Consider the following 12,296-nt stretch of genomic DNA (forward strand, 5'->3'; position numbering starts at 1 on the left):
ATAAATACGATTTAGTGATTTTAATTGGAATCGTTGAAGCTGAAGCTCTTTCAGTCTATAAGCATAATGGTTATAATTAGAAGCATTGATACACCAAACAAAGGGTAGTGATTTCAATGGCAATCTTTATGCTGATGACGCCTGCCGAAATTCAGCGGGAACTAGGTCAACGGATACAGGCTTTGCGCCTTGCAGAGAACATTACTCAAGAAGAGTTTGGGGCTCGGGTCGGCCTATCTCGTAGCACGATTCGTAAGTTGGAAACGACCGGTCAAGTCACGCTCGATGCCTTTGTGCGGGTGCTTAGTGTGCTAGGGCGAGCTGAAGACCTGGAGGGCATCTTGCTACCCCAGGTGCCACTATCGATAGCTGACTTGGAAAAACAAACTGAGACCCGCCAACGGGCTAAAAAGGCAAAAACCAATGAAGCGACTTTCCGTTATATACCAAGGGTGGGGTGAGCAGTTTCATCTTGGCGAGCTGGCCGAAACCGATAGCACCCTCATGTTTCAATACACACCGGCGGCGTTGCAGCGCAAGCTGCAAATTTCACCCATAAAACTCCCATTACGGGTTGATGGCTACCAAAACTTCCCCATTACACAGCACCGCCTTCCGGGGGCTATTGCCGATGCCTTGCCTGACGGTTGGGGGATGCTGCTGATTGACCGCTTATTCCGAAAAAATAACAAATCATCGCTGGGAGCACTAGACCGCCTCGCGTTCATACAAGATAGGGCCATGGGAGCGCTTACGTTTGAACCAGGTGAAAATGAAACTCTAACTCAGCAGGATGTCGACCTACTACACCTCGCAGAAAAGGCCCGGCTGGTGCTGGCCGATAGGGAATCCACTGAGGCTTTACGCGAACTTGCATTAATGGGAGGCTCCCCGCACGGTGCGAGGCCAAAGGTCCTTCTCAATTACAACCCGCTTACTTCTCGAGTGTATGGTTCGGAGCATGCCCCCGGCTTGCCTTGGTTGTTCAAGTTTCCAGCTCAAGATGAGCATAAAGAAGTCGTGCAGATTGAAGCCCTTTATGCGGAGATGGCTCGCGCGGCAGGGCTGGATATGCCTGATGTGGTGACCTGTGACCTTTCGCCGACCTTGTCCGCATTCGGAATTCGCCGATTTGACCGCGAACAAGGCATGCGCGTGCCCATGCTCACCGTGGCCGGGGCAATGGACCTTAATTTTCGCGAAATAGGTGTACTCGACTACAACAACTTACTGCGCATTACTCGCGCAATATCCCGTGACGAACGCGAAGTTAACATCATGTTCGAACGCTGCGTGTTCAATGTTGTCTTCAACAACCGCGACGACCATGCAAAGAACTTCTCTTTCCGACTGGGGGCCGATGGCCATTGGCGCGTAGCACCCTGTTATGACCTGACGTTTAATCGGGGCCCTAATCACTACCATCAAATGGATATAGCTGGGGAAGCGAAAACGCCTCGGCTCAGGGATTTGATGGCTCTCGCAACGCAAGCGGGCGTAACTAAAAGCTTCGCTACGGCTACGATAGACCGTATTGCCGCACTTGCAAGTCAATTCAAGGCGACCGCAAGCAACTACCAAATTCGAAGCGGAACTATCGATGAAATCGCGACTCTCATAGCCAGAAACCAAAAAAATATGCTGTCATAATCCAGCGCGACCGATACGCTGTTGAGAATATGTCGCGCTCGGTGGGCAGCTAATCTGGCATAACTGAGCACTGGGACCTATGGTCTAGCTCGCTCCTGGAGTTAATCAGCTTAGCTGTCGAAAGTGTACTCATGCCCCAAAGCACTTCTTGTACTTCAGCCCTGTAGTTGCACACTGAATCTGGCCATCGAACAAAAAGTCTTACGCACCCCGATAGTACATTTCAAAAATATAAACATTGGGGATTAATATTTTAATAAAATATTTTAATTGATTAAAAACGCAATGCTTCCTTGCTTTGTAGATGTAACCTCAAAGACTGTGTGCTTTCAAATGCTAATTCTTTTCCAAAAGCATTTGCAACTCCCGCCAGTCCTTCATGGATACTCTCTCCATTAGCAGATGCATCTGCAATTTTATCAAAGGCCCATTTCAACTGTGCCTGCTTTTCTTGGAAAAACTCATCAAAAAGTAAATGCATATCATGCCGATATGCAATATGCATCATAATTAACTTGGCACAAGCAGCTTCAACATTTTTTCGGTTTTCATCGGACAGCTGCATATCTTGCACGGATTTTTGTAGAGCAGCATACATGCTACCGCTCAAAAGAGATGCTGCCATACCCCCAATAAACGACCCCACTACAGTCCCCACACCCGGTAGGGCTGCAGTACCTATTAATGCACCAAGATTTGCTCCAGTAAGAGAAGTCGCCAATGTAACTCCATTTCGGCTAATTTGACCTACAAATTCTTCAGAAGTAATTTTACCTCTTACAAGGTCGACGACTGCGACGGCAAGAATAGTGCTTGTCTGAACAATAACTGCGGGTGTCCCACCTTTACCTAAATTTTGTAAAACCTGCGAATTAGCCGTTTTAAGTGCACCTCCAACCGCTGAGGTAGTCGCGCCCGCAACATATGCCTTTGCTGCAGCAGAACCTGCATCCTTCAAAACAGCTTGTGTGGCATCTGCAGCCGATTTTTCGCCTGAGACAACTTTACAACCTTGAGTCGCAAGACCAACAATACCGGTTATAACAACTGCCGATTTAGCAGCATTTACTCCCGCACGATGCGCAACTTTTGTACCATCTTTAAATGCGCTTATTTCTGGGCTTTTGCGTGCATCCATAGCATCTGTGGTTGTAATTTTAGATTTAGTTGCTCTTTTCCTAACGTCTCGTAATTGTTCCAATTCATTTTGCTTCTGCGCCGCTTGAGCGGTATCCCCAAGTTCTTGGAGTTTCCGTAGTTGAGTTTCCAACTTCACTTCTTGCTCGGCCCAATCTTGCAGAATGGCGTCAAACTGGTCCGCTGGAAATCTCAGCTCTGCAGTGCGATATTTTTCGTAACTTTTCTTATAGAGATATCGGTATTTTTCTGTGTCTTGGTGGACTTTCATCTGCCCCCCAGGTAGAAAATCACCATTTATGTCTCTAAGCGGCAAACCCGTTTCAGGGTCAATGCTTACGAAATCATATACAGGATGGTTTACAGCTCCAACATTATCTGTTCTTGCGCGTAAATCACCTTTACCATCAATCCAATATTCTGCATTCCCTCGAGCAATATCTTTTACTTCAGCTGAAAAGCCTGACTGTTGGAACAGATTGTTTTGTTCGAAATCTGGATTTAATTTGTACTTTGAAATTTTAGCTAATTCATCATAAGAATTTATATGCTCGGCCACTCCTTGGCTGTATTTCTCCAACACAGAAGTAGCTGCATATATAGCTTCCCTTTCAAAATTCTGGGCTCTATCTTCTTTTTTTTGTTCCATTGTATACGCTACATCCTCAGCGCTATTGCAATTCGATGTGAAGCTTGGCTGCATAATCAGTAACATCAGATTTTTGTTTATGTAATTGTTCAATTATTCCTTCGAGTAATGCGCCTTCCCCATTAAGCAGAGACGTATTCAAAATATCTTTAAGCAATCGGGCTGCATTTGTAGCATCGACAACAAGTTCATGTAGTTTATTTGTTGATTGGTCAACATGCCTCTCTTGCTGACAAATCACTGGACTTAATTTTTTTATTGCTTCTTGTATTTCGAGCATTTCATTTGAGGATAGTTGTATATCTTTCATTAATAATTGCGCGTGTCCATGATATTTTTTTGTATCGTGAAGAGCCTTCACTCCGCCAATCACACCGGTGAGTAGTGCACCTAATAATGTAGCAAACACAATGAAAATTAACTCTAAACCAGGGGCTGAGAATGTAGTGACTCCACTAGAATTAACGATTAAAAAGCTAAGGCCTGCGCTTAACACGCCACCACCAATAATTCCTGGCATTCCATTTATAGGTTTAGGTACTTGAGGCTCCGTTGGATAAGTAGGGATTTTTTGGGTTTCACACACAAGCTCAGGAGTTATACGTTTTGAAGCACCCAGCAATATATATGCGTTTGACAGTGGCTGAATTTTTTGCGAAAAAATATCGGTTTTAAGTGAATCAAAAACGTGTACTACTGACTTGGTTTGCTGCTGAATTGTATGAAAATGTTTCCGTCCTTGCTCTATAACAGTATTGACCGTTTGTACAACTCGTGTAGCTGCTTTACGGTCGAGTTCTCCTGCACTAAAAAAATTAGCCAGCTTATACGTTAGAGTAGTTGGGCGAGGTTCAATTAGAATCTCATAATGAAATACTGGATTGTTCATGATTACTCCTTACGCATTCGCACATTGATTCGAAAGATAGTTTTTACATTGGGTGGTAATAGTCCCATCTTGTGAGATTATTTGAATCTCTAAAGTATCTTGTAGTGCGAGCGCGCAACTTGCTGCGACCTCTAGGGCATTACGCATTTTTGAGTTTTGCGCTTTAACTATCTCATTTAGGGCAGTAATGGTAGCCAACATTAAGTCTGCACCTTTGGCAATCATTTCAAGTTGCTCTATACCTGTTTTAATTTCTTCGACCACCACTTCTATTTCATCGCGTATGTTTCTAGCTTCGTTTAGCTTTTGCTTAGCTTTATTTTGACCAAAGTACATTGCGACTAATGCCACAGGAAGTACAGCAATGCCACCCAGTACAGCCGTTCCGCCTGCGACTCCTAATCCTCCGGCAGAGGCCGCCCCACCGCCAAGCCAAGCCAATGTTGCATTACTTGCTGCGACTCCAGATAGTGTACTAATTGCTGTTCCTGTGGATGCAGTACCAACAATCCCAGCTAAACCATATGCACCAAGTGCAAGTGTGGCGCCACCCAATGCGCCAGAGCCAGCACCAATAAGCATTTGATTAACATGCGCAGAATCAATTTTTAACTGGCCAATCGCATTTTTAACTTGAATTGGACTTAATCCTTCTTGAAATTCACCACACCCTGTGTTGTTCAATTTTCCAATCATTTCAAAAAGTTGAACAAATTCCGTCACTGATGTCCGATAAACTTCTGTTTTTAACTGGCCAAGCTCAGCAAGCTTCTCGCAGGTACTTTCTCTAACTTCCTCAAGCCTTTCTCTTACTTCTTCCTCTTCCTCCTTAGCCCACCGAACAATATTTTCACTTTTTTTTCGGTCGTTACCGCCACCTGTAACAAAATTACCAACTCTCTCAGCGGTATCTTGAACCGCCCATTTAAACGATAACCAGCCCATTTTGTTTCCTTTAGAAAGTTTTTTTATTGCACTTCGGTGCATAAATGATATTTACAAACGTGGGAGTTTGTAGATAACTTATGCTAGCTTGTTAATAATTAAACGCTAATATTGCAATGAAAATCATGATGTATGTCATGCAAATTCATCTTTTATCCATACACACTCTGTAATTATTTAGATTGGTAAGATAGATTGAAACTGTCTGCCTCGCTAGTATGTTCAACCGTGAATCATTTTCATTTGTTTCAGCAGCAAATAAAAAACTGCTCATGGCAGATGTGTTTATGCAGGTATGTAGGGCGTAGGTTTAACTAAACTTTGCTCGAGTATATGGACTGGCAATCGTTGAGTTTATCCGGCGGTGGTCATGGATTTATTTGCAAGAAAACCAAGCGACTGGGCAATATCACTCTCTCCAGGCTGTGATTTAACCTGACTAGGCTCTAAGATACCTTAGAATCCAAAAGCAAAAACTTACATGTCTAGAAGTATCTCTGGTAGACATTTTCGATGTGCCCCATGGTATTTTAGAATCGATGTTTCTCATATAAATGAAGCTAGAAGCTAGTTATTAATGGCCGCATGAACATGTAAAAATTTCCATCTTCGTCAATAATAGAGCCTGAATGTTTCCCTTTTTACTGAGCAATATTTAAAATGAAAAAAAATAAAATAATTAGCACAAAGAATTTGAATTTTCGTTTGCTTCTCGGTGCCCATGCTCATTCCCAGCTGTTTGAAGCTTTATATTCTGATTGTAAAATTAAATATGTTATTGATAATTTGTTAGCTAACCCACTCGTAGATTCATGCTTCTCCAAAGTAGACATTTTTAGGGGGATATTAGAAAACTCCCTTGGCCAAGTAACTCAAAATAGCAGTGCGCTCCAGCTTAATGGTGGTAACTTAGGATTGCTCGCAGTAAAAATTAGAGGTCAAGGTGATTATTTCTACTCTAAAATTGGAGCAAGTTATAATATATACAAGCATGTGAACAGTAATAGTGAAAAGAGCAAATTTCTGTCTGATGCTTTAATAGTACCAGACTCTACTAAGGAAAATCCGTATAAAGCAAAAACAATAAATAATGAAAAATATCCGCGTTATTCTGATTCAGAATATTTGCTACTCAATGCTTTTGCTAGCATGAATAGTGACAAGGAGATTTCTGGTGCACTGGCTCTTTTTACCGAGCGAATTCCTTGCGAGTCATGCAAGGGAGTGATTATTAATTTTAGCCGTGACTATCCTAAATTATTAATTTATGTTTGCTTTTCAAGTCTAGGCACTAAAAAAGATGAATACCTTCAAGAGATTGATAGGGATTTTCAATCGTGTGGAAGAATTAAATTGATTAGAGTTGAATTTTAATGCGACTAATATTTGCTTACCCCAGTTTACTGATAAATTTGAACTTAAAATTAAGTTAGCGATATTTTAATTTTTGATTGAGCAATCGGATATGTCACGAAAACCTTCAATACTCATTAAAAAGAGGCGTTTACATAAGAACTAATTCTCGTCAATAAATTCATATTTCCCCTGCGCCTGCCATGCATGCGCAGTAGATTGATATGCCGCTGAATAACTCCAATTTGCGACATGCAGTATGGTCATCAAATCCGAACCTATGCCTGCGTTCACTCCAATTTCTTGAAGGTCATCGGACATTTTTTCTATTCGCAGTAACCACTGCTCGAGATGCAACCGAGCTGCTAAACTATTTGATTTACTTCGATTGCATTTTGGGTGAGCCAGCACGAAATTATGGGCAAGGTCTCTCGGATATGCCGAAAATGGTAGACTCACTCGGAAGATTGCAAAATGGACAATTGCTGTTGTTCATCGAAAAATTACCCCATTAATCTCCACTGATTGTTTAGGTGCCCAAAAAGCCCATAACTTCTTCATCAAATTCATAGTTTGACATTGGATGTATTACTAACCGCCAGATTGTTTGGTTTAAATGATTATGTCGCTTTACTTAGTAGCAGAAGTCTCTGACCAATAACAAAGATACAGGCCATCGCCATTGAGTGAACTGTACCGAGGATGCTGCCATCATCGACTCGAATCCAATTTTGACCGTCAGTGGTTATCCACGTAACGCATCAATGCCAATAACTTGTGCGATATCGATACTCCAAAGCAATGACAGCCACTGTTGGGAAGAAGTTAGTTCCCCTTCGTCGAGTGGTAGTTCTGGCACCGCAGGGAAATTTAGATGGTGTGGAGGAGTATTAATTTCCGTGTCGAAAGCCATACACTGCTGTTCAAGCTTTTCAACGCAGGAACTCTCCTGATGCGTTCTTCTTTTTCTGTTACTCAATCAGCAGTTCTCACATTTGATTTAACGTATATGAATGCAAATTCAGAAATTTCCTTCTGCATTAAATTAAGTAATAATATTTTCAATTACTCGAGACTATCAAGTTGCTACATTATTTAATCTTCATTTAAGGTATCTACAGGCCACAACTTACCGGTTAATTCTGAACTGGCGACCGCAATAGTTTGCTTAACAAGCATCTCTCTAGGGAGCTGTAATTGCCAATACAGACCGGCTAAAAGTGGGATAAATTGAGCACGCAATTGGTACCAAGTCGTAGTTTCAATACCTTCTATACCTAGCAGCCCCGTCGACATGGTTTGCAAGAATTCATGTGGGTCTTCTGGAAATTGTTTTACCGATTCTCCGATGCCATGCTCGAACAAGGCACGCTCATCTCCTACAACATCGTCATAACCACTCTCTGAACTCCAAAAATTTGGAGTAATTCCCTTAAAGTTAGGTACAACGTTTAATCGTAAAGCATCGTAGGCTTCTCTCATTTCAAGTGCAGCGACCCAAATGAACATAATTGGTAAGAGCGTTGATGTATTGCAGAACTCTTCAGGCATTTCTTCTTCACCATCGCGCACGGCTAACGCATCTTCAAATGTTCCAGACATCGGCATGAATTTACGCCACCTTGTCGCATACTGCATACGAATACAAAGTCTTGATAGCCAATTTTTAGCAATCTCACGCTCTCCACTAACAACCAAGAGAAGTAAGGCGATATGGATATTGACTGAGTGATGGTCAAAAGCTGGTAAATCGCAACATGCATGACTATTCAACAGTTTTTTTATACGTCTTACATAGTGACGTACACCATCGTTTGTGGATGGATGGCTAGATGAGTCAGGCTGAAACGCGAATAAGCATCCGATTAACCCAAGTTTCCCAAGTTCATCGAATACAGTCATTGATACCAATAAACTATGTGGACGAACGTTAACAAAGGCATCTTGCATGCCGTAATATGGGTCCATCTTCTGGTGGTAGGTTTCGGCAACCATCAGCAAACTATCTAATAAATGACATAACTCCTGTCTCAGATTTTTGTCATTTTCGTGGAGTTTATTATGTAGCCGAGACCAAGTTGCAAGCACTGCATATTGATGTAACGAGTATGCGGCAAGCAGGTTATCTTCGTTAACGGACCAAATGAAAAGTACCTGAAGCGCAGTTCTCATACCTCTAAGTCCTGTCAGTTGTTTCTTCGTCGCAGCAGGTTTAGACTTCGTTGGAGAAATTGCTCCATCAACTATTTGGTTTATTAAATCACGTCCAACGTTGATGCAGAGGTCTGGTGAAGCGACATTGGCAAGCATCCTGCGCAACAGTATGCGGCTGTCGAGTGGCAGAATATATTCGTCCAACAGATGACTTTCAGTCCATGTCGCAAGTTTAGAACCATTAATTTGCTCAGCATCAGCCTTTTGTTCGGAGCACCAACGCTCTAAAAATGCGGCGATGGTTTCGTTAAGACTGGCATTAAAGTCCCCGTTGGTAACTATAAGAAGTTTTTTCTTTAGTTTCTGATGTGCAGGGGAAACATGACTACGCAAATACACGTCGCTCACATCATTAATGGACTGGCGTATAGATTGTGGACCGGAGTCCCAATCTGTTCTACCAATATCCCCACATTTGACCAGCCATAAGAACAGCGTTCTTATCCCGTCAACATCATCCCCAATAGAAACAATGTCTACCCCATATTGCCTTGTCCCTTTTTGCGCACGGTAGACCACCTCATGCCCCATTGCAGACATCAGAAGAGGCAAAAAAACATCCAGCTCACCTTCCTCACGCATCAATCCAAGAAAATCTTCAAGTAGAAGTCGTAGACTACCAATCATCGTGCATTCCGACGCATAGAGTAGCGCTCAATTTCGCCACCCATAGGGTCTGCAAGTTCGCTGAATGGCAATTCAATACTGTGACTATATGCAGCCATTTGCATAATTTGTGGCCCGCTATGGGATGAGTGAGTTGTAAATCGACGCCCTTGAACTAAGTGCTCAGTGGAGCAAATACTTGCAAAAATAGATTTTTCTTTAGCCATTTTGTTAATCTCCCTGTTGAATCGTCTCTTTCTAGCTTGTAAAACTTGGAGTTCAGTATCGCTTGGTCTTAGTTCTTTCCTATATGGAAGCTGTTCAAAGATTTTTCGCCATTCAACGGCATGTGCAAGTGTTTTTTGAAAAATAATGGCTTCAGGAGTAACTAGCGGGAGTGAGGCCAATTTCTCAGTTAGAAAAGCCTCTGTTGTTGCCGGAAATTCTAAAAATGCATTCTCCAGCATCAGTTTTAACAAATTAAGTCGCTCTTCCCCAATTTTCGTCATTTTTGCAATGAGGAGGCAAAAGTCACATACTGTTGGGCCGTCATGCGTGAGTGAAAGTATTCGAAGCGCGGCATTTTCACGCCGCTCAGTTGTTTGAGCCGAAAAAACATCTTCATCAAAAATAGCTAATTCTCTATTATTTGTGCATATAGATAATAGAGACGACAAAGAATTGAAGTTAACAGTCGGACTAAGTAGCCACTCGGTTAAAATTTGAGAAAATTCGGTGGGATGGTTTGAAAGTGCTTCAAACATATTTGGAAAAGCATTTACAACATCAATTTCTGCTGTATCAAGTTCTACAATTGGCTGAAGTGAAATTTGACGAGTGTCTTTCTGATATATAACCCGCTCAATTGCAACGTCTATGTGTGGGCGAAGATTATTGTAATGAAGAGAAATAGTAAGTAGCCTTCGTATTAATTCCTCAATAGTATCTCCAGTTACCCCAGTATTAGAAAGTTTGCTTTGATGCAATGAGTTTGTTATTTCAATAATAGCTTCAGGAATGACGGCATCTAACGCCGCCTTTAATGCAAGTGTCGCGCTAGATGAATAACGTGCGAGGTAGCATAGGGCAGCCCACGCAGTTTTTCCAAGTTGCGCGGTTTTAGCGCATAAAGCTTCGATGCTTGTTGGTTCAAGGTTGGTAAAGACACATTGAACTTCCTCATTATTTGTAGGAAGATGAATGCACAAAATGGATGCCATACGCATTTCCGTCTCAACTGCTCCTGCCAATAACTTCGCAACATACTCTGCAGCATCTTTTGGTGCTCCTGCAGCAAACGCAGCAGCCCATATGAAAATTGATTGTTCTTGTTGTTTATTTTCAGAATGTAAATGGCTTCCAAGCTCCAGTCCAAGTTTAGGCTCTGCCAGAATATGTGGAGTCAATTGGTCAGCCACCATATAGCGATAGCTGGGGTCTAGGCGCTCAGAAAAATCAAGGAGTTGCTTTGCCTCTGTGACTTGAAATTGTGTCAGATGACCAATAATGGGAAGCAGCCAACGACAAACGATATTTATATCGGAGCCGGATAGGTTAGTTAAAGCAGTGATGATGTTTACGGGCTCTGGATGCTTTTTTGCCATTTGCGCCCAAACTTCATCTTCATATATCTGGTAGGACGCTTTCACCTGAGATAAATATGTACTCCAATTACCAGCTTGCAGGGAACAAGCTGCTTGATGTATTGCATTTGACTGTGCCAATTGATAACCCCATAAACAAACTTGAATACACCAAACATCATCAAAACTTCATTTTAATTCTTTATTTCTATTAATAATTTCGGTTCAATTTCAGTAAAGTTTATGAATAAAAGAGTTCTGACTTCTATTCAATACATCTACAGAGATTAACCTTAGTCATATTTATTTATGTAAGGTAAGTTGTAACTTCATCCTCATTTTTTAAAATAATTTGTTGAGCTTGTGGTGTAGCGGCTTCTCGGCCAGAAAAACCGAGGTGTTTAAGTAAATAGAAAAGTAAGGCCTGCCGGCAATCCAGACGCACCTCACTGTTTTGCATACCATAATCGAGCTCAATGACTTTGCGTTGTTCTATTGGTAAGTCTGGGTGGGGAGCAATTACCAGTGACACTTGAGTATGCCATGCGACGTCATCTTGGATAGTTACAGTAGATAGAGCTCCCGCCTCAATGCTGATAATTCGTGAAATGACAAAATCACGGAAAGACTGTCGTAAATGACAGAAGGCTCTCACATGCCAGCGAAAACCATCAAATACTAGAGAATGTGGAGACAGGGTCCTTGTTTCCGCATCTACCGATGAAAGTGACTGGTACTTCACAACAACTGTTTCTCGATTTCTAATTGCATGCAACAAACAGCCTAGGGTCTCTGCAGAAACCATTCGGACTGGAATGGGTATTAAGCCTACAGGTGGGGTCCACCCCAAAAATACTCCACCCTCAGAAGAAAGGCCTGATGCATCAATGAGTAGGTCATTCAAATATCTTTGTGGATTATCTATGTTGTAAAGAGCTTCAAATTGAGGTCCCGTTAAATATGTACGGGCACTTGAATCATATTGGATATTGCCTGGAGCAAGTTCAGTATATCTGGCTATGTCTAGCGAAGCTTGAGGCACGGAAATGCCAAAAAAATCTATGAGGTCTGACCGGTTCAGGTGCCCATCCCACCTCAGGCGGTAATCGATAAATTCAAGTCGCCTCTCCTGACTCCAACGCGCAGAAACCCGTGAAGCACTGCTTGATGAACTGTTTTGTGTAGTTGTCTTTGATTTCATATTCGCAGTTTAACTTGAATATAAAAACTATACGAGTATAGTTTTTATACGTACAATGCAATGGTGATG

The 12,296-nt window shown here is 42.0% G+C and carries 9 protein-coding genes; 3 read left to right on the forward strand and 6 right to left on the reverse strand.

What is annotated here, in order from left to right; genetic code table 11:
• Positions 1 to 116 precede the first annotated feature (116 nt).
• Both K4H25_RS06295 and K4H25_RS06300 read left to right on the forward strand, forming a co-directional pair.
• A complete protein-coding gene (locus K4H25_RS06295) occupies positions 117 to 461 on the forward strand; it encodes a helix-turn-helix domain-containing protein (RefSeq protein ID WP_221022492.1) in 345 nt (114 codons plus the stop codon).
• The gene (locus K4H25_RS06300) at positions 424 to 1,650 is read left to right on the forward strand and encodes a type II toxin-antitoxin system HipA family toxin (protein ID WP_221022493.1); all 1,227 of its coding nucleotides are present in this window, start codon (positions 424 to 426) and stop codon (positions 1,648 to 1,650) included. Before K4H25_RS06295 ends, K4H25_RS06300 begins: the two co-directional genes overlap by 38 nt.
• A gap of 274 nt (positions 1,651 to 1,924) precedes the next feature.
• Here K4H25_RS06300 and K4H25_RS06305 read toward each other — a convergent pair whose 3' ends face one another.
• Genes K4H25_RS06305 through K4H25_RS06315 form a run of 3 tightly spaced genes read right to left on the reverse strand, consistent with a single transcriptional unit; the run spans position 1,925 to position 5,270 of the window.
• A complete protein-coding gene (locus K4H25_RS06305) occupies positions 1,925 to 3,436 on the reverse strand; it encodes a hypothetical protein (protein ID WP_221022494.1) in 1,512 nt (503 codons plus the stop codon).
• A gap of 22 nt (positions 3,437 to 3,458) precedes the next feature.
• The gene (locus K4H25_RS06310; protein WP_221022495.1) at positions 3,459 to 4,325 is read right to left on the reverse strand and encodes a hypothetical protein; all 867 of its coding nucleotides are present in this window, start codon (positions 4,323 to 4,325) and stop codon (positions 3,459 to 3,461) included.
• Between the two features lie 9 nt (positions 4,326 to 4,334).
• Positions 4,335 to 5,270, reverse strand: coding sequence for a hypothetical protein (locus tag K4H25_RS06315; protein ID WP_221022496.1), 936 nt, complete (start codon positions 5,268 to 5,270; stop codon positions 4,335 to 4,337).
• A 660-nt stretch (positions 5,271 to 5,930) separates the two neighbouring features.
• On the opposite strand from K4H25_RS06315, the gene K4H25_RS06320 reads away from it, so the two are divergent.
• A complete protein-coding gene (locus K4H25_RS06320; protein WP_221022497.1) occupies positions 5,931 to 6,644 on the forward strand; it encodes a deaminase domain-containing protein in 714 nt (237 codons plus the stop codon).
• A 1,074-nt stretch (positions 6,645 to 7,718) separates the two neighbouring features.
• Here the strand turns inward: K4H25_RS06320 and K4H25_RS06325 are convergent.
• The 3 genes from K4H25_RS06325 to K4H25_RS06335 all read right to left on the reverse strand — a co-directional run bounded on the left by K4H25_RS06325 (position 7,719) and on the right by K4H25_RS06335 (position 12,227).
• Positions 7,719 to 9,464, reverse strand: coding sequence for a hypothetical protein (locus tag K4H25_RS06325; protein ID WP_221022498.1), 1,746 nt, complete (start codon positions 9,462 to 9,464; stop codon positions 7,719 to 7,721).
• Positions 9,461 to 11,167 (reverse strand): hypothetical protein, encoded by a 1,707-nt coding sequence (locus K4H25_RS06330; RefSeq protein WP_221022499.1) that lies wholly within the window; start codon positions 11,165 to 11,167, stop codon positions 9,461 to 9,463. Before K4H25_RS06330 ends, K4H25_RS06325 begins: the two co-directional genes overlap by 4 nt.
• A 166-nt stretch (positions 11,168 to 11,333) precedes the next feature.
• Entirely contained in the window at positions 11,334 to 12,227 is an 894-nt protein-coding gene (locus tag K4H25_RS06335) for a WYL domain-containing protein (protein WP_221022500.1), read from the reverse strand.
• Between the last annotated feature and the right edge of the window lie 69 nt (positions 12,228 to 12,296).

This window comes from Deefgea piscis (assembly GCF_019665785.1).
Lineage (GTDB): Bacteria > Pseudomonadota > Gammaproteobacteria > Burkholderiales > Chitinibacteraceae > Deefgea.